The organism is Kitasatospora sp. NPDC101235 (assembly GCF_044767505.1).
In the GTDB taxonomy this organism is placed as follows: Bacteria; Actinomycetota; Actinomycetes; order Streptomycetales; family Streptomycetaceae; genus Kitasatospora.
On sequence record NZ_JBIWNZ010000011.1, the window covers coordinates 164,348 to 184,072 of the forward strand.

The 19,725-nt window shown below is 74.0% G+C and carries 17 protein-coding genes and 1 pseudogene; 4 read left to right on the top strand and 14 right to left on the bottom strand.

Annotated features, from left to right (window positions below; all coding sequences use genetic code 11):
- Nucleotides 1-246: 246 nt before the first annotated feature.
- The 5 genes and pseudogenes from ACIRRH_RS20190 to ACIRRH_RS20210 all read right to left on the bottom strand — a co-directional run bounded on the left by ACIRRH_RS20190 (nt 247) and on the right by ACIRRH_RS20210 (nt 6,388).
- Nucleotides 247-1,884 (bottom strand): M4 family metallopeptidase, encoded by a 1,638-nt coding sequence (locus ACIRRH_RS20190; protein WP_403068937.1) that lies wholly within the window; start codon nt 1,882-1,884, stop codon nt 247-249.
- A gap of 500 nt (nt 1,885-2,384) precedes the next feature.
- Nucleotides 2,385-2,702: pseudogene (locus tag ACIRRH_RS20195) on the bottom strand (GNAT family N-acetyltransferase); the annotation flags it as partial.
- A gap of 222 nt (nt 2,703-2,924) precedes the next feature.
- Complete coding sequence (locus ACIRRH_RS20200; protein WP_403068940.1) at nt 2,925-4,922, bottom strand: serine/threonine-protein kinase; 1,998 nt, start codon at nt 4,920-4,922, stop codon at nt 2,925-2,927.
- A gap of 112 nt (nt 4,923-5,034) precedes the next feature.
- Entirely contained in the window at nt 5,035-5,382 is a 348-nt protein-coding gene (locus ACIRRH_RS20205) for a hypothetical protein (protein WP_403068943.1), read from the bottom strand.
- Between the two features lie 247 nt (nt 5,383-5,629).
- Nucleotides 5,630-6,388 carry a dienelactone hydrolase family protein gene (locus ACIRRH_RS20210; protein WP_403068946.1) on the bottom strand — a complete coding sequence of 253 codons (759 nt, stop codon included), beginning with the start codon at nt 6,386-6,388 and terminating at the stop codon, nt 5,630-5,632.
- A 134-nt stretch (nt 6,389-6,522) separates the two neighbouring features.
- Here ACIRRH_RS20210 and ACIRRH_RS20215 point away from each other — a divergent pair, with 134 nt between their 5' ends.
- Nucleotides 6,523-6,888: a DUF6191 domain-containing protein gene (locus ACIRRH_RS20215; protein ID WP_403068949.1), complete on the top strand. Its 366-nt coding sequence runs from the start codon at nt 6,523-6,525 to the stop codon at nt 6,886-6,888.
- Nucleotides 6,889-6,896: 8 nt separating this feature from the next.
- On the opposite strand, the gene ACIRRH_RS20220 is transcribed toward ACIRRH_RS20215, so the two are convergent.
- Nucleotides 6,897-7,283 carry a VOC family protein gene (locus tag ACIRRH_RS20220; RefSeq protein WP_403069195.1) on the bottom strand — a complete coding sequence of 129 codons (387 nt, stop codon included), beginning with the start codon at nt 7,281-7,283 and terminating at the stop codon, nt 6,897-6,899.
- A gap of 365 nt (nt 7,284-7,648) precedes the next feature.
- On the opposite strand from ACIRRH_RS20220, the gene ACIRRH_RS20225 reads away from it, so the two are divergent.
- Nucleotides 7,649-8,446 carry an inositol monophosphatase family protein gene (locus tag ACIRRH_RS20225; protein WP_403069198.1) on the top strand — a complete coding sequence of 266 codons (798 nt, stop codon included), beginning with the start codon at nt 7,649-7,651 and terminating at the stop codon, nt 8,444-8,446.
- Nucleotides 8,447-8,510: 64 nt separating this feature from the next.
- On the opposite strand, the gene ACIRRH_RS20230 is transcribed toward ACIRRH_RS20225, so the two are convergent.
- From ACIRRH_RS20230 to ACIRRH_RS20245, 4 genes are all read right to left on the bottom strand, one after another.
- Complete coding sequence (locus tag ACIRRH_RS20230) at nt 8,511-10,049, bottom strand: pyridoxal phosphate-dependent decarboxylase family protein (protein WP_403068952.1); 1,539 nt, start codon at nt 10,047-10,049, stop codon at nt 8,511-8,513.
- On the bottom strand, nt 10,046-11,494 hold the full coding sequence (locus tag ACIRRH_RS20235; RefSeq protein ID WP_403068955.1) for a diaminobutyrate--2-oxoglutarate transaminase: 1,449 nt from the start codon (nt 11,492-11,494) through the stop codon (nt 10,046-10,048). Before ACIRRH_RS20235 ends, ACIRRH_RS20230 begins: the two co-directional genes overlap by 4 nt.
- Before the next feature lie 227 nt (nt 11,495-11,721).
- A complete protein-coding gene (locus ACIRRH_RS20240; RefSeq protein WP_403068958.1) occupies nt 11,722-12,450 on the bottom strand; it encodes a response regulator in 729 nt (242 codons plus the stop codon).
- A complete protein-coding gene (locus tag ACIRRH_RS20245) occupies nt 12,447-14,279 on the bottom strand; it encodes an ATP-binding protein (protein WP_403068961.1) in 1,833 nt (610 codons plus the stop codon). The genes ACIRRH_RS20240 and ACIRRH_RS20245 overlap by 4 nt, the downstream gene beginning before the upstream one ends.
- A 196-nt stretch (nt 14,280-14,475) precedes the next feature.
- Here ACIRRH_RS20245 and ACIRRH_RS20250 point away from each other — a divergent pair, with 196 nt between their 5' ends.
- Entirely contained in the window at nt 14,476-15,891 is a 1,416-nt protein-coding gene (locus tag ACIRRH_RS20250; RefSeq protein ID WP_403068963.1) for a cation:dicarboxylate symporter family transporter, read from the top strand.
- Nucleotides 15,892-16,070: 179 nt separating this feature from the next.
- Here ACIRRH_RS20250 and ACIRRH_RS20255 read toward each other — a convergent pair whose 3' ends face one another.
- A complete protein-coding gene (locus tag ACIRRH_RS20255) occupies nt 16,071-17,063 on the bottom strand; it encodes a hypothetical protein (RefSeq protein WP_403068966.1) in 993 nt (330 codons plus the stop codon).
- 87 nt (nt 17,064-17,150) lie between these two features.
- Nucleotides 17,151-17,693: an RNA polymerase sigma factor gene (locus ACIRRH_RS20260; protein WP_403068969.1), complete on the bottom strand. Its 543-nt coding sequence runs from the start codon at nt 17,691-17,693 to the stop codon at nt 17,151-17,153.
- Nucleotides 17,694-18,022: 329 nt separating this feature from the next.
- On the opposite strand from ACIRRH_RS20260, the gene ACIRRH_RS20265 reads away from it, so the two are divergent.
- Entirely contained in the window at nt 18,023-18,394 is a 372-nt protein-coding gene (locus ACIRRH_RS20265) for a hypothetical protein (protein WP_403068972.1), read from the top strand.
- Nucleotides 18,395-18,601: 207 nt separating this feature from the next.
- Here ACIRRH_RS20265 and ACIRRH_RS20270 read toward each other — a convergent pair whose 3' ends face one another.
- Nucleotides 18,602-19,174 (bottom strand): ATP/GTP-binding protein, encoded by a 573-nt coding sequence (locus ACIRRH_RS20270; RefSeq protein ID WP_224282476.1) that lies wholly within the window; start codon nt 19,172-19,174, stop codon nt 18,602-18,604.
- 106 nt (nt 19,175-19,280) lie between these two features.
- On the bottom strand, nt 19,281-19,610 hold the full coding sequence (locus ACIRRH_RS20275; RefSeq protein ID WP_403069201.1) for a DUF742 domain-containing protein: 330 nt from the start codon (nt 19,608-19,610) through the stop codon (nt 19,281-19,283).
- Nucleotides 19,611-19,725 lie beyond the last annotated feature (115 nt).

Genomic DNA, 19,725 nt, shown 5'->3' on the forward strand with positions numbered 1-19,725 from the left:
CCGCCCCCCCCGCCCCCCGGTTCCGTAAGGTACGTTCAATGTGGGGTTTTTTTGCCTTATCTTCGGGGTACCCCGGGGGGGGGCGACGGTGGTCCGCTCACCGTCGCCCCCGCCGTACTCTCCCGCCGGCCGGCACCCACGGCCCGGCGGGGCCTCGACGCGCTCCCGGGCCGGGCCTGATCGGTCCAGGCCCGGGCCGGTTCGGCTCCGGGCCTGGCTCAAGCCCGAAGCCCCCCTGGAACAGGCTCAGTTGACGTTGACGGCCGTCCAGGTGGCGGCGACCGCGTTGTACTCCGCGCTGCCCGAACCGTACAGGTCCGCCGCCGCGCTGAGGGTGCCCGCACGGGCGCCCGCGTAGTCGGTGGTGGAGGTGAAGTAGGTGGTCAGCGCGCGGTACCAGATCTGCGCGGCCTTGTCCCGGCCGATGCCCGCGAGCGTGGAGTTGTCGTACGTCGGGCTGTTGTAGCTGAACCCGTTGATCGTCTTCGCACCGCTGCCCTCGGACAGCAGGTAGAAGAAGTGGTTCGCCACCCCGGACGAGTAGTGGACGTCCAGGTTGCCGACGTTCGCGTCCCAGTAGTCCGCCGAGGCGCCGTCCTTGCTCGGCTGGTCCATGTAGCGCAGCGGGCTGCCGTCGCCGCGCAGGTTGATCAGCTCGCCGATCCAGTAGTTCGGCGGGTTGGAGGGAAGGTTGGCGTACCACTCGACCATCGTGCCCATGATGTCCGAGGTGGCCTCGTTGAGGCCGCCGGACTCGCCCGCGTAGTTGAGGTTGGCGGTCGCGGCGGTGACGCCGTGGCTCATCTCGTGGCCGGCCACGTCGATCTCGGTGAGCGGCGCGGTGTTGTTGCTGCCGTCGCCGTACGACATGCAGAAGCAGCTGTCGTCCCAGAAGGCGTTGACGTAGTTGGAGCCGTAGTGCACCCGGCTCAGCGCGCCGACGCCGTCGTTGCGGATGCCGCTGCGCCCGAAGGTGTTCTTGTAGAAGTCCCAGGTGGTGGCGGCGCCGAACTGGGCGTCCACGGCGGCGGACTCGCGGCTGTTGACGGTTCCGTCGCCGAAGCTGTTGCTGGTGTTGGCGAAGAGCGAGCCGGTCCCGTCGGTGCCGTTGTTGAGGTCACTGGTGGACTGACCGCCGCGGCTCGCGTCCTGCAGTCGGTACTCCGAGCCGCTCTGGGTGGTGGTCAGCGGGACCTGGCCGACGAAGACACCGTTGCCGGTGCCCGCCGCGGTCTGGATGGTCTCGTGGGTGGCGAGGATCCGGCCGTCGGCGGCGTCGGTGACCAGGACCTGGCGGCTCGGGGTGCCGTCGGCGCGCAGCCCCGTGACCGTGGTGCGGTACGCCAGACGGGGAGCACCGTCGATGGCCCAGACCACCAGCTCGGCCTGGCCGGCCTGGTGGACCTCGGTGAGCGGCGACTCGTCCGCGTCGGTGGTCACCCCGACGGTGGCCTTGACCGACTCGGTGACCTGCGCGACGGCCCGGTCGGCGGCGATCTCCGGGGTCAGGCTCGGCAGCGCGATCCGTGCGGCGACCGCCTTGTCGACCGCCTTCACCGAGCCGTCGGCCTTCTGGTGGACGATCAGGTCGCCGCCGATCACCGGCAGGCCCCCGTAGGTGCGCTCGAAGCGCAGGTGGCGGGTGCCGTCCTTGTCCACCACGGCGTCCTTGGCGACCAGTTGCTCCTTGTCACCGAGCTTGAGCGCCTTGGCCAGCGGTCCGGCCTGGCCGGCCGCCAGCTTGAGCACGGTCGCGTGCTGCTGGGCGGCCTGGGCCTGCAGCGAGGGGGTGGGAGCGGCCTGGGCGGCGGTGCTCACCTGGATCACACCGGTCAACAGGGCCGTGGCCGAGAGTACGGCGACGGCCGCGAGCTTACGCTTCACGTACGAGTCCTTCCGGGAAACCGCGTCTGGACGCGGTCGCACCGCGTCCCGGGGAGCCGGGTCGGCACCTGTGGGGCGGGACGGGCACTGACGTGCGAGAACCCCGCGCAGTCGAGCGGCTCGCCACCAAGGGGTGGGGGTGGGGCTACCGCCGGGGGATGAACAGAAGCATGACAATCCAGCAGGTGCATTGACAGGTCTGCTTCAGCGATTGGCCGGGTCCCGCCATTGGGTAAAGGACTCCCAATCGACCGCCAAACCGGGGCAATTCACCACATCCGACCAAGGGCTTCCAGCCCGAGCGACGGCCGACCGCCTGCGCCGACGGACGCTCGACCACCGAACGCCGATTCGACTCGCGGGGCCGGCCGGCCTTCGATCGACTTTTACATGCGTGTAGAAGACTCCATACGGTTCCTTGACACCGAGGTGGCGAGGTTCCGCCACCGGACTCCCCTTGCCCAAGGGGAAGGTGCCTGCTAATCAGTCGCCCGGCGCCGTCACCGCGGCCTCCCGGAGCGCAGCTCGGCGAGCCGCAGCTCCAGACCGGCCCGGCAGGACGGCCACTCCTCGTCCGTGATCGAGAAGACCGCCGAGTCCCGCAGCTTCCCCGCCTCCCCCGGCGCCCAGGACCGCGACCAGTTCCGCAGCACGCCCTCGAACGTCGCCCCGGCCTTCGCGATCGCCGCCCGCGAACGGCCGTTGCGGGCATCGGTCTTGAGGTCGACCCGGGCCACACCCCACGCCTCGAAGGCGTGCCGGAACAGCAGGTACTTGGCCTCGGTGTTCAGCCCGCTCCCCTGCGCGGAGGCCGCGAGGCCGGCCGCGTGTCCGGGCTCCAGCGGCTCCAGCCGGATGAACTCGCCCTCCAGCAGCGGCCCTTCGAGCAACGGCGGTACGACGGCACTGGAGCCCACGGCTCCTCCTTCACGACGACGGAGGTGGTCCCGGCAGCCTCCCAGGCCACCCGCACCCCGCGCCGCGATTTCCATCCCTCGGACACTCTCCGCCCGCTGGCCCCGCCCGCCCCACGGGTTTCCTTACTGGAGCCGCCACTCCTGGGCGGTGTTGCCGGGGGTGCAGGTGACCATGGTGACCGCGTTGCCGGGGCCGTTGTTGGTCATGCAGCTCTGGTTCTGGTAGTCGCCCAGGGTGTACGAACCCGCCGAACTTCCGGTGCGGACCGTCCAGTTGGTGAGGAAGCTGAACCCGCTGTTCAGGACCACCTTCCCGTCCATGGTCTGGACCATCAGCGGGCCGCCCTTGTTGCAGGCGTTGAAGAGGATCCACGAGCCGGGGTTGGTCGAGCGCACCCAGCCGTACTGCGCGTGACCGCCGACCACGATCGGGTTGTCGCCGTTCAGGTTGTCGTCACGCATCCCGATCGTACGGCCGTCCTTCACGCTGACGATGTTGGTCCAGCTGCTTCCCTCACAGGACGGCGGCCTATTCGAACCTTGCGGGGTGTTGCCCGTGCCGCTTGTAGCCGGCGGCTGCGGGTTCTGGTTGGCGGGCGGGTTGGGCGGGTTGCCGCCGCCGGGCCGGCTCGCCTGACCGCCCGACGACCCGCCCGCAGCCGTGCCCGCACCACCGGTCCGGCTGCCGCCCGAGCCGCCGCTACCGCTGCCGCCTTGACCTGCGGCCGGGTCCGGGACCGGTACCGGAACCGGAGGCTGGTTCTGGGCCGCGCCGGGCGCCGGCTGGTCGGGGCCCGGAGTGGCCGCCGGGGTGTCGGTCGGCGCCGGGGTGGCGGGCGTGGTGGTGGCCGCCGAGGCCGCGGTGCCCGGGTTCGCTGGGGCGGTGACCACCACGGTCGGCTGGACAGCAGGCGGCAGGGCCGCGTCGGAGCCGCCGGAACCGCGGTCGATCAGCAGGACGGTCGCCGTGCCCATCGAGATGACGACGGGGATGACGATGGGCACCAGCAGAGTGCGCCGCGGCCGCCGGCGGCCGGGTTCGGTCGGCGCCTGCGGCTCCACCTTCGCGACCTCGGCCGGTACCGGTGTGCCGCCCGCGGCGGGCACCACCACGGCCCCCGCCCCGGCCGGCTCGACGGCGACGTCCTTGGCCCGATCCGCCGCACTACCACCCTTGACCGGCTCCGCCACGCCGCCCTTGGCCGCCCCACCGGCACCGGGCCGGAGCGCGATGGTCCGACTGTCGGCCACCCCGGCCTTCCCGGCCGCCTGCTCGCCTCCCGCGACGCCCTCCCCCGCGAGCGCCGCACGGGCCGCCACCGCCATCTCGGCGGCGTCCGCGTACCGCTCCTCGGGTTTCTTGGCGAGCGCCCGGGCGACCAGCGCCCGCACCGGCGCCGGGAAGGTGTCCGGCAGTTCCGGCACCGGCTGGTTGACGTGCTTGAGCGCGATCTGGAGCGGCCCCTCACCGGAGTACGGCGGCTCACCCACCAGCAGCTCGTAGCAGACCACGCCGATCGAGTAGAGGTCGGTGGCCGGCCCGAGGTCCGCGCCCTCGGCCTGCTCCGGGGACATGTAGAGCGCGGTGCCGATGATCGAGAACGGGGCGGTGAGCTTGGTGCTGGCGAGGGCCCGGGCGATGCCGAAGTCGGTGATGGCCACCCGCCCGTCGGCGCGCACCATCAGGTTGGACGGCTTGATGTCCCGGTGCACGATCTCCCGCTGGTGCGCGGCGTGCAGCGCGTCCAGGGCGCCGGCCACCAGGCCGAGGGTGCGCTCGACGGTCATCGGGCCGCTGTCCTTGAGCACCCGGTCCAGCGGGCGGCCGTCGATCAGCTCCATGACGATGTAGGCGCAGCGCTCCTCGCCGTCCCCGCCGCTCTCGCCGTAGTCGTGGACGCCCACCACGCCGGGGTGGTCGACCGCGGCGACCAGCCGGGCCTCGCGGCGGAAGCGCTGGGCGGAGGTGTCGTCCTCCAGCAGCTCCGAGCGAAGGATCTTGACCGCGACCCGCCGCGCCAGCACGGTGTCCTCGGCCTTCCAGACCGAGCCCATGGCGCCGCCGCCGATCTTCTCGACCAGCTCGTACCGCCCGCCGAGCACGGTGCCCGCCCCGCTCATACCCCTGCTCCCCCGTGTCGTGACCCGCCCCGGCAGGTCGTCGGCACACAGTGTGCCAGAGCGTGTCGCGGGCTCAGCAGTGCAGGCCCGAAAAGGAATTGGGCACGGGTTGTCAGTCTTTGAGGAAGTATCGGACGCGGTCCGCTGCTTCTCGGACGGCCGCGACGACCGCCTGGGGCCGGTCGGCCTGGATGGCGTGACCGGCGCCCTGGACCGAGCCGTGCGCTCCCCGGACGGCGTTCGTCGCGATGCCCCTCTGCAGGGCGGTCCAGCGGACGCGCATCGCCCTGGGCAGCCCCTGGGTCGCGCTCAGGACCACCAGCGGCACCTCGGGCGGCGGCGCCACGGCTCGGCGCCGTCGGATCTCGGGGACGGCGACGGCGGTCAGCCGCTGCTCGGCAAGGATGGTCCGCCGCTGCTTCCGACCAGCGCAACGCCCGCCCCCCGCGGTCCAGTTCACCGGTGCGCACGCCGCCGGGCAGGTGCTCGCCGAGCGCCCGCGCGATGGCCTCCTGGACGCCCCGCAGGCCCGGCCCGGCCGGTTTCCCCCACCCGCCCCGGCTGGTGTTCACGTGCGTTCCCCCTGGATCCGTCGTTCGCCCCCGTTCGCCCGGCCCTGGCCGGGAACGGCCTGCGACCGGCCGAGCAGGTGTCCGGTCAGCCGGTCGGCAGGAGAATCGGTCCGCCGGTCCGCCGATCGGCCGGCCTCAGGTCTGCAGGGCCCGCTTCAGTACACCGAGCAGCGCCTCCCAGTGTCGCTCGGTGGCCGCCGCGTCGTAGCGGCTGGTGTCGGCCTGGGTGTAGCCGTGCAGGGCGCCGGCATAGACCTCCGCCCGGAACCGGACGCCGGCGGCGGTGAGGGCCGCGGAAAGCCGGTCGATCTGCTCGGGCGGCAGCGCGGGGTCCTCGTCCGCGTGGCCGAAGTACAGCTCGGCGGTGATCCGGTCGGCGCCCAGGTGCGGGCTGTCCGGGCTCTCGGTGGCGAGGCTGCCGCCGTGGAATCCCGCCGCGACGGCGATCCGGTCGGGGTGGCTGGCGGCCGTGCGCAGCGCCAGCAGGGCTCCGCGGCAGTATCCGGTCAGGCCGACCGGGCCGTCCTGGACCAGCGGGGACTCGGCGAGCCAGCGCAGGTACGCGTCCGCGTCGCGGGCGGTCACCTCCGGGGTGAGGGTGTTGAGCAGCGGGACGAGCCTGGCGAAGAGTTCGCCGGCCTGGTCCACGTCGATGAGCTCCGGCAGTTCGATGACCGGCGCGCGACCGTTGCGGTAGAAGAGGTTGGGGACGAGCACGGTGTATCCGGCCGCTGCCAGGCGGTCGGCCATGCTCTCCATGTGCGGCCGGAGCCCGAAGGCGTCCGTGTAGAGGATGACGCCCGGGTGGGCCCGGTCGTCGTCAGGGTGGGCGAGGTAGGCGTCGGCGGTGCCGTCCGCCGTCGGGATGTCCACGAGGGTTCCGCGCACGGGCATGGTGAGGGACGCTCCTTCCGGTTCGTCCGGCAGCGTATCCGGTGGGCCCGCCGCCTGCCCAAGCGCTTTCGCCACAGTGGGCCCGTGTTTCGCCCGGAGGGAACACCGCGGCCTCGCAGCCGCGTTGAGCGGGCATGGGGTTGATCGTGGGTGTGGCGGCGGCGGTCGCGGCTGTGCTGGGGCTCGTACTGCTGGCGGCGTGGCAGGTCTGGGGCGAGTCCTCGTCGCGGCCGCGAGGACGCGGACCCGGGGCCGGGACGGGCGTCGGCGGGCTGGAGGAGCTGCACGCGCTGTTCAGCCCGGGCAAGCAGGTGCAGGTCGAGCAGAAGCGGGAGCAACTCGCGCAGCGGGACGACGCGCAGGCCGGAGCGCCGCCGCACCTCGGCGTGGACCTGGACCGGGGTGTGGCGGTGCTGCCCGGCGGGGCCGGGGGACGGGCGCCCGGACCCGCGCCACGCGCGGGAAGCCGAACGGGTACGGCTGGTCAGGCGCCGCGGTAGACGGGCGCTCAGGCGCCCCAGGTGCGGGAACAGAGGACCAGCCGGTAGCCGTCCGGGTCGGCTATCGTCACGCCGCACTCGTCCCAGTACGGGTTGTGGGCCTCGACCCGAGTGCCCCCGGCCTCCTCCAGCCGGGCGACCAGGGCTTCGCCGACCGGGGTGCCGAGGTAGACGACGAACAGGTCATCCACCGTCGGGGTGGGCTCCAGCGGCCGCTCAGGGTCGTGCGTCAGCTCGAAGTGCCAGCTGCCGTCGGGCGGGCCGACCATCAGCAGGTCGTGCTTGCCGGACACCCGCTCGGTGCTGCGCCACTGCACGGCAAGGCCGAGGCCACCGACGTAGAAGCGCTCGGCCGCCGCGAGGTCGCGCGAGGGGCGGGCGATCCGGACCCGCATGGTGGAATCGATCACGCCGGTGACCATAGCCGATGCCACCGACAGCGAACCATGCTGTGCGGCAGGGCTGTGGACGGGCCGTCAGGCCCGCCGCAGACGCTCCTCGCCGGAGGCCCGCGGGCGGGACGGCCATGGCGGCGGCGAGGAGGCACTGACAGATGACAGATGACAGATGACAGATTTCGAAATCTGTTAGCTGTTAGCCGTCGGCCGTCATCTGAAGTCCGTCGGCTGAACCCCGTTCGCCGCCCGCCGTCGACCGTCCGCCTCCGGCCGTGCGTCCACCGTCCACCACCCGGTCCGCCGCCGCCCCCTTACTCCACTCGTGGGAGAGTGGTTGCAGCGAAGGGAGCGCGAACGTGCTGATGGACAAGGTGGCGGAGATACTCGCCGAGGCGTCGGCCGAGGCGGTGGAGCCGCGCTTCCGGGCGCTGGCCGCCGGCGAGGTGATGGAGAAGGCTCCCGGTGAGGTCGTGACGGTCGCCGACCGCGAGGCCGAGGCGATCATCGCCCGCCGGCTGCACGAGCTGCTGCCCGTCCCCGTGGTCGGCGAGGAGGCGGTCGCCGCCGACCCGTCGCTCGCCCTGGCCCTCCACGACGAGCCCGCCGTCTGGCTGGTCGACCCGGTGGACGGCACCGCCAACTTCGTCGCCGGCCGCCCCGAGTACGCCGTGATGTGCTCCCTGGTCCGCTCCGGCCGGACGGTCGCCTCCTGGATCTGGCAGCCCGCCACCGCCACCACCTACTGCGCCGAACTGGGCTCCGGCGCCTGGCGCGACGGTGTACGCCTGACCCGCCCCCCGGCACCGAAGGACGCCGCGAAGCTGCGCGGCTCGGTCAAGAGCCGCTACCTCGACGCCGAGCACCGCCGCCAGCTCCAGGACAACATCGCGGTCTTCGGCGAGATCTCCCCCGGCCGGCACGCCGCCGGGATCGAGTACCCGGACATCGTCGAGGGCCGCTTCGACTTCATCCTCTACTGGCGCACCCTTCCCTGGGACCACGCCCCCGGCTCACTCCTGGTCACCGAGGCCGGCGGCGTCTCCGCCCGCCTGGACGGCGCCCCCTACCGCCCGGAGGCCCCCGGCTGCGAGGACGGTCTCCTGGTCGCCGCCGACCCCGACACCTGGGAGCTCACCCGGTCGATCCTCCTGGGCGACTGACCCCGGGGCTCTGCACGCCGGGAACCACCGCACACCTGACCGCACACCCGTTACCCCGCCCGCCCTACCCCGCCCGCCCGCCCGCCACCTCGTGGCCGGCGCCCACCACCTCCCGCAGCAGCGCGCAGACCTCCCCCACCGTGGTGTGGGGGTTCAGCAGCGTGAGCTTCAGCCGGACCCGTCCCGGGCCGTCGCCCGGAAGTTCGGTGCGGCCGATCACCGCCCGGCCGGTGCGCAGCAGCAGGCGCCGCAGGCGACCGTTCGTCTCGTCCAGCGCCGCCTCGTCCGCCACACCGGGCGGCCGGTAGCGGAAGAGGATGGCAGTGAGCACGGGCTCGGCGTGGAGTTCGAGCGCCGGGTCGGTGCGGACGGCGTCCGCGGCGGCGCGGGCGAGGTCGTGGCAGCTGTCCACCAGCCGGCCGAGTCCGTCGCGTCCGAGGGTGCGCAGGGTGACGGCGAGCTTGAAGGCATCGGCCCGGCGGGTGGTGCGCAGCGAGCGGCCGAGCAGGCTGGGGTAGCCGGCCTGCTCGTCGTCGGCCGGGTTGAGGTATTCGGCGCGGCGGGCGAGCGACGTATAGGTCTCGGCGCGGCGCACCAGGAACACCCCGGCCGCGGCCGGCTGCCAGCCGATCTTGTGCCAGTCGAGGGAGACCGAGTCGGCGCGGGCGATGCCGTCGAGCAGTGGGGCGAGCCGGTCGGAGAGCAGCGCCCCGCCGCCGTACGCGGCGTCCACGTGCAGCCAGGCGCCGTAGCGTCCGGCGAGGTCGGCGGTGGCGGGTAGCGGGTCGATGGCTCCGGTGTCGGTGGTGCCGGCGGTGGCGACCACGGCGATCGGGGTCCGTCCGGCCCGGCCGGCCTCGGCCAGCGCCCGTTCCAGTTCGTCCTCCCGCATCCGCAGTCCGCGGTCGACCGGGACGGGGATGACGGCCCGCTCGCCGAGGCCGAGCAGGGCGGCGGCGCGCTGGACGGAGAAGTGCGCGGCCTCGGAGGCGAGGATGCACGGCCGGACGCCGGCCGGGATGCCGTCCAACTCCACGGTGCCGTCGAGCTTCTGGTCGCGCGCCAGCATGAGCCCCATGAGGTTGGACTCGGTGCCGCCGGAGGTGAGGACGCCGGCGGATCGCTCCGGGTCGTAGCCGACCAGCCCGGCGATCTCGGCGAGCAGTGCGCTCTCCAGGGCGGTGGCGGCGGGGGCCTGGTCCCAGGAGTCCTGGGAGGGGTTGAGGGCGCTGACCGCGAGGTCGGCCGCGGCGGCGACGGCGAGCGGCGGGCAGTGCAGGTGCGCGGCGCAGGCCGGATCGGCGGGGTCGGCGGCACCGTAGGCGAGCAGTTCGGTGAGCCGGGCGAGCGCGCCGGGTCCTTCGCTGGCGGCCAGCGCGTCGTCGACGAGTGCGGCGATCTCGGCCGGACTGCCCGCCGGAAGCGGTCCTGAGCGCATGGCGGTGCCCGTCTCCAGCGAGTCGAGGACGGTGGCCAGCAGTGGCCCGAGCGCACCCGGCCCGGCCGCGCCGCCCGCCAGGGCGTCCGTGGCGAAGCCGTCCCCGGAGAGCCGGGCGGTGCCGTCCCCGGGGAGCCCCGCGGGGCCGGGGCCGGGCCCGCTCATCGCTGCCCCCGAACCGCCGACGGACTCGTCGGCCCCTGCACCGCTCCGCCAGCCGCCCCGCCCTCCGGCCCGCGTGCGGAGGAGGCCGCTGCGATCGCCTCCGCCAGCCGCTCCAGTACCGCCGCCACCTGCTCGTCGGTGATGGTCAGCGGCGGAAGCAGCCGCAGCACCGCGTCGTGGCGCCCGCCGAGCTCGACGATCAGCCCCCGCGCCAGGCACGCTTCCCGGACGCGCACCGCGAGCGCCGGGTCGGCCGGCCGGGCGCCGCACGCGTCGGGCGCGGCCGCCGGGTCGACCAGTTCGACCCCGAGCATCAGCCCCCGGCCGCGTACGTCGCCGATCACCGGTAGTTCGGCCGCGAGCTCACGCAGCCGGGCCGCCAGCCGCTCGCCGACGACGGCGGCCCGCTCGGCCAGTCCGTTGGCCGCGACGTGGCGCAGCGTCGCGGCCCCGGCGGCCATGGCGAGGGTGTTGCCGCGGAAGGTGCCGGTGTGGGCGCCGGGCCGCCAGCCGTCGTAGTCCTCGCGGTAGACGACGACGGCGAGCGGCAGGCTGCCGCCGATGGCCTTGGAAAGGACCACGGCGTCCGGGACGATGCCGCTGTGCTCGATCGCCCACATCGCGCCGGTGCGGCCGACTCCGGTCTGCACCTCGTCGACGATCAGCGGAATGCCGCGCTCGGCGGTGATCCGGCGCATCGCGCGCAGCCAGCCGTCGGGCGCGGGGACGACCCCGCCCTCGCCCTGGACGGCCTCCAGGATCATCGCGGCGGGCGCCACCACGCCGCCCGAGGGGTCGTCCAGCAGCCGCTCCACGTAGGTCGCGGCGAGGTCGGCGCCCGCCTCGCCGCCGACCCCGAACGGGCAGCGGTAGCCGTACGGGTAGGGCAGCCGGGCGACCTCGCCACCGCTCGGCAGCGGCTCCTTGACGGCGACGTTGCCGGTGAGCGCGAGGGCACCGGCGGTCATGCCGTGGTACGCGCCGGTGAAGGCGAGCGCGCCGGAGCGGCCGGTGGCGGTCTGCATCAGCTTGAGCGCGGCCTCGACGGCGTCCGTCCCGGCCGGTCCGCAGAAGTGCACCCGCGCGCGGGCGGCGAACTCCGCCGGCAGGCTGTCGAACAGCGCGCTGGTGAAGTCGTCCTTCTCGGCGGTGGCGAGGTCGAGCAGATGCAGCGGGGCGCCGCTGTCGAGGGTGCGACGGATCGCCTCGAGCACCACCGGGTGGTTGTGGCCGAGGGCGAGTGTGCCGGCGCCGGAGAGGCAGTCCAGGTAGCGCCGTCCGTCGGCGCCCTCCACGGTCATGCCGTTGGCGCGGACCGGGACGATCGGGAAGGAGCGGGCGTACGTTCTGGCGGCGGACTCGCGGACGCGCTGACGGCGCAGGATGGCTTCACCGGCGGCCGGGGCTCCGGAGGCGGCCTGGACGGGTACGGCAGCGAGCGACACGGGAGACCCCCAGAGGAAGTTAGGTAAGCCTAACTTTACTGATCCTGACCTGGCGGAATGCCCTCGGGGCCCCGAAACCACCCGAGCGAGTGAACCTCCCCCGGTTCCCCCAACGAGCGCCGCGCGGAAAGGTCACGGCGCGGAGCCCCGAAACCCCCGCCGGCCCCGGCCCCACCGACCGCCACACCCCGGCCCCACCGACCGCCACGCCCTGGCCCCATCGATTGTCAGCCCCGCCCCCGCCACCGGTAGCAGAGCTCCGGCCGCCCGACGCTCCCGTACTGCGGCTCCCGCACCGCGCACCCGGTCTCCACCAGGTGCTCCAGGTAGCGCCGCGCGGTGATCCGCGAGACCCCGGCGGCGGCGCCCGCGGCCGCTGCCGACAGCCCGGTGGCCGCCTCGCGCAGCACCGAGGCGACGGCGTCCAGGGTGGGCGCGCTCAACCCCTTGGGCAGGGTGGTGCGCTCCGGCGTGCGGAGCAGGGCGAGCGCCTGGTCGACCTCCTCCTGCCCGGTCGCCTCGCCGGTGCGCCCGAGGCTGTCCCGGTAGCGGGCGTAGCGCTCCAGGCGGTCGTGCAGGGCGGCCGCGCTGAACGGTTTCAGCAGGTACTGCACGACGCCCGCGGAGACCGCCTGCCGGACCATGGCGAGGTCGCGGGCCGAGGTCACCGCGATGACGTCGGCGCCGTGGCCGGTCGCGCGCAACGTGCGGCAGAGCTGGAGCCCGTGGCCGTCCGGCAGGTAGAGGTCCAGCAGGATGAGGTCGACGGGTGTCCCGGCGGCGCGGGCCCGGTCCAGGAAGCGCAGCGCGTCGGCGCAGCTGTGGACCGTCCTCGCGGCGTGGAAGCCGGGCTCCCGCCGGACGTACAGGGTGTGCGCGGCGGCGGCCACCGGGTCGTCCTCGACCACCAGGACGGAGATCCCCGTCGCGGCGGCGGTGTCGGCGGCGCTGCTCACACCAGGGCCCCTTCCTGCTCCCGGCCGGTGGTCTCCCGCGGCTCGCCGGTGGACTCCCCCGCCTGGCCGGCGGGCCCTGCCGGCTGCCCGCCCAGCGGCAGCCGCACGGTGAGCACCGCGCCGCGCTCCCGCCCGACCTCGACGGTGCCGCCGTTGCGCCGGGCGGTCTGGGCGACCAGCGCCAGCCCGAGCCCGTGCCCGTGCCCGTCCTGCTTGGTGCTCCAGCCCCGCCGGAACACGTCCTCGACCGCGCCCGGGGCGATCCCCGCGCCGGTGTCGGCGACCCGCAGCAGCAGGCAGTCACCGTCCGCCCCCGCACCATCGCCGCCGCAGTCCCGACCGCCGCAGTCCCGGCGGCCGGCGATCCGCGCCGTGACGGTGACCTCCGGCGGGACGGTACTCCCGGCCGCACCGGCGATGGCGGCGTCCACGGCGTTGTCGATCAGGTTGCCGAGCACGGTGATCAGATCTCGCGCGGAGAGCCCGGGCGGCAGCACCCCGTCGTCGATCCGGCTGTCCTCGGTGAGGGTCAACTCCACGCCCCGTTCGGCGGCTTGGGCCGCCTTGCCGAGCAGCAGCGCGGCCAGCACCGGCTCACTCACCGCCGCGACCACCCGGTCGGTGAGCTGCTGGGCGAGTTCGAGCTCGGCAGTGGCGAACTCCACCGCCTGCTCGTGCCGGCCGAGTTCGATCAGCGAGACCACCGCGTGCAAGCGGTTGGCGGCCTCGTGCGCCTGCGCGCCGAGCGCCTCGGTGAAGCCGCGAACGGAGTCCAACTCGCCGCTGAGCGCCTGGAGTTCGGTGTGGTCCCGGAGGGTGACCACCCGGCCGAGACCGGCTCCGGTGCCGATGGTGGAGGTGTTCAGCACCACGACCCGCTCGGCGGTCAGGTGCACCTCGTCCCGGACCGGCTCCTCCCCCAGCACGGCCGCCAGCAGCGCCTCCGGCAGGCCCAGCCCCGCCACCGGGCGGCCGTCCAGGTCGCCTGCCAGACCGAGCAGTTCACGGGCGGCGTCGTTGCACAGCACCACCCGGTGCGAGCGGTCCAGCAGGACCAGCCCCTCGCGCACCGCGTGCAGGGTGGCCTGGTGGTACTCGTAGAGGTGGCTCAGCTCGTCCGGGCCCATCCCGTGGGTGTGCCGCCGCAGCCGGGAGTTGGCGAGGTAGGTGCCGACGCCGCCGACCGCGAGCGCGGCCACCGCCACCCCGACCAGGGCGAGCAGCGGACCGCTCAGCTGCGCGGAGATCGACTCCACCGTGAGGCCCGCGCTGACCAGCGCGACCACCCGGTGCCGGTCGTCCCACACCGGGGTGACCACCCGCACCGACGGGCCGAGCGTGCCGGTGTACGTCTCGCTGCGGGTCTGCCCCGCGAGCGCCCAGTCGATGTGCCCGAGGTAGGTCCGGCCGATCTGCTCGGGCAGCGGGTGGGTCCAGCGCACGCCGTCGGTGTCCATGACGGTGATGAAGGAGACCCCGGTGTCGGCCCGCACCTGCTCGACGTACGGCTGGAGCACCGCGGTCGGGTCCGGACCGGCGACCGCGGCCCGGACGGACGGCGAGTCCGCGACGGCGTGCGCGACCGCGGTGACCTGGCGACGGGCGGCATCCTCGGTGCGGTCGGCGGTGAAGAGGTACGCGAGCACCGCGCCGCCGGCGACCACGGCGGCGACGATCACCACCTGGACCACGAACAGCTGCCCGGCCAGGCTCCGGACGAGTCGCCGGGGGAGGCATCGGACCAGGCCTCGGGGCAACCGCCGGGGCCCGCGGCCCGTCGGCCGGCGCGAGCGGCGCCGCGGGACGGTGGGGGCGGTGTGCGGGGACATGCCTGCCAGTGTGCACCACGCTCCCGGACGGCCCCAGAGCCCGTCCGGCCCGCATCGTTCGCGGGCCCGCCATCCGGACCCCTCGCACCGTTCATGAACTCTATGAACGCAAACGTGACCTGTGTCACCTCCGGGCCCATAGTCGGAGCGGCCCATCCCCCGGGGCCGCCAGGACTGCACGGCAAGGGAGCCGCAGATGTCGATCGCTGGAGCCGCCACGGCGGCGGGACCCAGACCCAAGGACAGGACCCACTACCTCTACATCGCGGTGATCGGCGCGGTGATCGCGGGTGTGGTGGTCGGCCTGGCCGCCCCCGGTTTCGCCGTGGAGCTGAAGCCGGTCGGCACGGGCTTCGTCAACCTGATCAAGATGATGATCAGCCCGGTGATCTTCTGCACCATCGTCCTGGGCATCGGCTCGGTGACCAAGGCCGCGAAGGTCGGCAAGGTCGGCGGCCTCGCCATCGGCTACTTCCTCGCCATGTCGACCGTCGCGCTGGCCATCGGCATGGTCGTCGGCAACCTCCTGGAGCCCGGCGGCGGCCTCCACCTGACCGCCGCGCTCGCCAAGTCCGGCCACGCCCAGGCGGCCGCCGGCGGCGCCCAGTCGACCACCGACTTCCTGCTCGGGATGATCCCCGAGACCCTGCTCTCCGCCCTCACCCAGGGCAAGGTGCTCCAGACCCTGCTGGTCGCCCTGCTCATCGGCTTCGCACTCCAGGCGATGGGCCAGGCCGGCGCGCCGGTGCTGCGCGGGATCGAGCACGTGCAGCGGCTGGTCTTCCGGGTCATGTCGATGATCATGTGGGTCGCGCCGATCGGCGCCTTCGGGGCGATGGCCGCCGTGGTCGGGGCCACCGGCACCGCCGCGCTGAAGAGCCTGGCCGTCATCATGATCGGCTTCTACGTCACCTGCGTGCTGTTCGTCGTCGTGGTGCTGGGCACGCTGCTGCGCCTGGTCGCCGGGGTCAACGTGTTCGCGCTGCTGAAGTACCTCGGCCGCGAGTTCCTGCTGATCCTCTCCACCTCCTCCTCCGAGAGCGCGCTGCCGCGACTGATCGCCAAAATGGAGCACCTGGGCGTCAGCCGCCCGGTCGTCGGCATCACCGTGCCGACCGGCTACAGCTTCAACCTCGACGGCACCGCCATCTACCTGACCATGGCCTCGATCTTCATCTCCGAGGCGATGGACAAGCCGATGTCGCTCGGCGAGCAGCTCTCGCTGCTGGTGTTCATGGTGATCGCGAGCAAGGGCGCGGCCGGGGTCACCGGCGCCGGACTGGCCACGCTCGCGGGCGGGCTCCAGTCGCACAAGCCCGCGCTGGTGGACGGCGTCGGCCTGATCGTCGGCATCGACCGCTTCATGTCGGAGGCCCGCGCGCTCACCAACTTCGCGGGCAACGCCGTCGCGACCCTGCTGATCGGACACTGGACCGGCGAGCTCGACGCCGAGCGTGCCCGGCGCGTGCTGGCCGGCGAGCTGCCGTTCGACGAGCTGACGCTGGTCGACGCCCACGGCGGGCCCGCCGGACCCGCCTCCGCGTCGGACGACTCCACGGCCTCCGCCCCCGAGGCCGTCCCCACCCAGGGCGTCGCCCCCGCCGGTGTCTGAGCCCGGCAGCGACCCTCGCACTCCCCCGGTCCGGCGCCTCCTGTCCAACCCCCGGAAAGGCGCCGGACCGGGGGTCCTCGTCTTCCCGTCCGGTCGGGCTCTTCCGCCGGACCGGCGCCCCGGGCCCGACGGGACTCCGGGCACGACCGGGCTCCACTCCCGACCGGACTCCAGGCCCGTCACAGCTCCTGGGAGCCGCTGACCACCCAGGCCACCCCGCTCGCCGGATCCTCCAGCGCGACGTGCAGATGATGCAGCCCGGCCGACGGCTCCTGCCAGGTGAAGCAGCGCATGCGGGCCACCAGCGCATTCACCTCGCCCCGGTCCACCCCGCCCGTCCCGTCCGGACCGCCCACCCCGGCCATCGCGGCCAGGGCCCTCCACAGCCCCAGCCGCCCGTGCGCACAGCCCTGGGTCCGCCCCACGGCGGCGGCCCGCACCAGCGCCGGGTAGGCGAGCGCGAACGGCAGGTGGCCGCCGACCACCCGCCGGTCGCGGGCCACCAAGGCGGCCGCCGCCGGGGCCTGGCCGCGGACGCAGGCCGTCTCCGCCCACGGCGCGAGCGCGCCCAGCCCGGCCAGTGCCCGGGTGACCCGCGGCCCGTCCGGCCGCCCACCCGACCGCCCCGCCGGGGGAAGTCCCACCTCGCCCAGGCCCTCCCGGCTGGCCGGCAGGGTCAGGAGTGCGCTGCGCGCGCCCCCGCCGGGCAGGTACTCGCGCACCCGGGCCGCCTCGTCCCAGCCCGCCGCCTCCCACGGCTCCAGGCGCAGCGGCACGCCCTCCGGATCGGGCTCGGCCTCGTGCGAGAGGTCCTCGCCGAGCAGCGCCCGGGTGTGCGCGACCAGCCGTCGCACCCCGGCCGGGCCGAGCAGCGGGGCCAGCCGCGACCAGGAGTGCCGGGTCGCCAGCACCTCCCAGAGCGGGCCGGCGTCGTGGTCGGCCACCCCGGCAGCCGTTCCCGCACCGCCGTCCCGGTCGAAGAGCCGGACGGCCAGCTCGGGCGGCGCCGCGTAGGCGATCAGGTGGCCGAGCGGCGCTGTCAGCGCGGCCGCGGCCTCCTCCCCCGCCTCCGCCACGGCCGCCGCCCGGCCCTGCCGGTAGGCGGTGAGCAGCTCGGGCCAGCGGCCGTCGTCGGCCAGTGCGCGCAGGCGGCCGTCCTCGTGCGTGATCACGATTCGCAGGGTACGGGCCGGGGTGGCGCATCAGCTGACTTGCCGTCAGTTCGGTGCGTCGGGGCGGTGCCCCTGACACCGGCGCCCTCAGCTCCGCCCGCGCTCGCGCTCCCGTTCGCGCCCCGCCTGCCGCTCCCGTTCGCGCTCCCGCTGGAGGACGGCGCGCAGCCGGCCGTGGGCGCGGCGCCGGGTGACGGCCAGCGTGCTGCGGTGCAGCCCGAGAAGCTCGGCGGCCTCGTCGACGCTGTAGCCGTCGAGGTCCACCAGGACCACCGCACGGGCCTGCTTGACGGTGAGGAAGCCCAGCAGCCGGAGCACCTCCCAGCGCGCCTGCAACTCGACCATCCCGCCGGCCCGGGGATCGGGCGCCCCCTGGCCCCGCTCGTCGGCGTCGCCCGCCTCCGGCACCTCGGGCATCGACACCTGCCGGCGCTCCCGGCGCCACTGGTCGCGCAGGATGTTCACCATCGTGGTGAACGCGTAGGCGTACGGCTGCGGGTGGCCGAGGAAGCGCTCCGGTCGGCGGGCGATCCGGAGGTACGCGTCATGGACGACGTCCCCGGCGCCGACCGGACCGCCGGCGAGGGAGGCTGCCGCCCGGTGGAGCCTGGGCAGCAGATCCATGAACACCCGGTTGAATTCGGCCGATTGACCGCCGCTCCCGCTCGGGCCGAAGCCCTTTTCCCGTCCGCCGCCCGCATTCCGACCGCTGCAGTCCGTCATGCCGCTCTCCCCGGAAATCGGCACCCGAGCACCCGGTCCGGCCTGGCCGCATGGGCCGCGAGCCAACCGGATGACTTGTGACACAGGTCACATCATAGTTCGTCGTCTCACTGTGCGCAGTCATTCGTGTGCAACACGTCACCGGTCGTGCGGGAGGCGGGACTTGACCTCCGTACGGACATCCCGACGGCCAGGACACTCCACCCGACGAGAAACCCTCAGCAAGGAGAACGACCGTGCGAGGTTGCATCGCCAGGAAGATCGCCACGCTCGGGCTGGCCACCGCGGCCGCCCTGGGCGCGCTCGGGGCCACCACCCAGCCGGCCGCCGCAGCGGCGATCCAGGACCAGACCGTCACCCCCGGAACCGCCGCGGCCGGGAACACCATCGCGGCCGAGGCCTACCGCTGCGCCATCACCGCCGACTACGGCTGGCGCTGGGAGGGCTACTGCTACGTCCACTCCGGGCAGCTGCGCACCATCACCTACTGCGCCGACGGCTCGCACACCACCGGCCTGTGGATCGGCGCGCGACCGCAGGCCTGGTCGGTCTGGGGCAAGTGCCCCGGATCCACCTGGACGAAGATCGTGTTCCAGTGGCGCAGCTGAGCCACTGACCGGGCCGCAGGTGCACCCCCGACCGAACCCCCGACGCACCCAGCCGCCGACCGGGGCGGGTGACGAGCGACAGGCAGCAGACGGCAGCCGACGATCGACGACTGACAGATGACAACTGACAGCTGACAGATTTCGAAATCTGTCAGCTGTCAGTTGTCAGTCGCACGCTGTCCGCCCGCCGGTCCTCCCGGCGCCACCTCAGCCCACCGGCGAGGCGTCCGCGAGCAGCCGGGCGGCGTGCACCCGGCCCGCGTGCTCGACCAGGTTGACCAGCACCTCCTTGCCCGAGGCCCTGCGACGCGCGTCGCACAGCAGCACGGGCGTGCCGGCGTCCAGGTCCAGCGCGCGGGCGACCTCCTCCGGGCCGAACTCCCGCGTCCCGGCGAAACGATTCACCGCTACCACGAACGGAATGCCCCGGTGCTCGAAGAAGTCGACGGCCGGGAAGCAGTCGGTCAGCCGGCGGGTGTCGGCGAGCACCACCGCGCCGAGCGCCCCCTGGGCCAGCTCGTCCCAGAGGAACCAGAACCGGTCCTGCCCCGGGGTGCCGAACAGGTAGACCGCCAGTCCCTCGCGGATGGTGATCCGGCCGAAGTCCATCGCCACCGTGGTGGTGGTCTTCCGCTCCACTCCGTCCAGGTCGTCCACCTCGCGTCCGGCCTCGGTCAGCCTCTCCTCGGTGCGCAGCGGGCGGATCTCGCTGACCGCGCCGACCAGCGTCGTCTTGCCGACACCGAAGCCGCCCGCCACCAGGATCTTGAGCGCGAGCACGGTGTCTTCGGGGTCCTCGGCGTCGAACGGATCCGGCCCGCCGCACGGATCGGACGGGCCGAAGGGATCGGGCGGTTCGGACAGCCCGGCCGGTACGGACGGGTGGTCAGAGTGCACGAAGTCCACGGATGACCTCCTGGAGGATGCGCTCGTCGGGGAGCAGGGCGGGCGGGACGGGACGGCGGACCCGGATGAGCCCGGCCGCCAGCAGGTCACCGAGGAGCACCCGCACGACGCCCACCGGCAGGTCGAGGTCGGCGGCCAGCTCGGCCACGGACAGCGCGGTGCCCCGGCACAGCGCGAGGATGCGCGCCTGTTCCGGGCCGACCGGCGGCTCGGGCGCGTCCGGCACGAGTGCCGGGTCGGGCAGCTCGGTGAGCACCACGGCGATCAGGTCGAACTGCTGCTCCCCGCCCCCGGTGCGCCCCCGGGTCATCGCGTACGGGCGGACCAGCGGCCCGGCGTCGTCGTCGTACCAGCGGGCCCGGTGGGCGGCGGCGAGCGGGTTGCGGGGGCGCCCGTCGGGTTCGGCCCTCGGGTGCTCCGGATGT

What these genes read in the sequence shown, in the direction of transcription:
- ACIRRH_RS20200 (WP_403068940.1), bottom strand. Translation starts at nt 4,922, where the DNA reads ATGAGCGGGGCGGGCACCGTGCTCGGCGGGCGGTACGAGCTGGTCGAG.
- ACIRRH_RS20210 (WP_403068946.1), bottom strand. Translation starts at nt 6,388, where the DNA reads ATGCCCGTGCGCGGAACCCTCGTGGACATCCCGACGGCGGACGGCACC.
- ACIRRH_RS20215 (WP_403068949.1), top strand. Translation starts at nt 6,523, where the DNA reads ATGGGGTTGATCGTGGGTGTGGCGGCGGCGGTCGCGGCTGTGCTGGGG.
- ACIRRH_RS20220 (WP_403069195.1), bottom strand. Translation starts at nt 7,283, where the DNA reads ATGCGGGTCCGGATCGCCCGCCCCTCGCGCGACCTCGCGGCGGCCGAG.
- ACIRRH_RS20225 (WP_403069198.1), top strand. Translation starts at nt 7,649, where the DNA reads ATGGACAAGGTGGCGGAGATACTCGCCGAGGCGTCGGCCGAGGCGGTG.
- ACIRRH_RS20230 (WP_403068952.1), bottom strand. Translation starts at nt 10,049, where the DNA reads ATGAGCGGGCCCGGCCCCGGCCCCGCGGGGCTCCCCGGGGACGGCACC.
- ACIRRH_RS20245 (WP_403068961.1), bottom strand. Translation starts at nt 14,279, where the DNA reads ATGTCCCCGCACACCGCCCCCACCGTCCCGCGGCGCCGCTCGCGCCGG.
- ACIRRH_RS20250 (WP_403068963.1), top strand. Translation starts at nt 14,476, where the DNA reads ATGTCGATCGCTGGAGCCGCCACGGCGGCGGGACCCAGACCCAAGGAC.
- ACIRRH_RS20275 (WP_403069201.1), bottom strand. Translation starts at nt 19,610, where the DNA reads ATGACCCGGGGGCGCACCGGGGGCGGGGAGCAGCAGTTCGACCTGATC.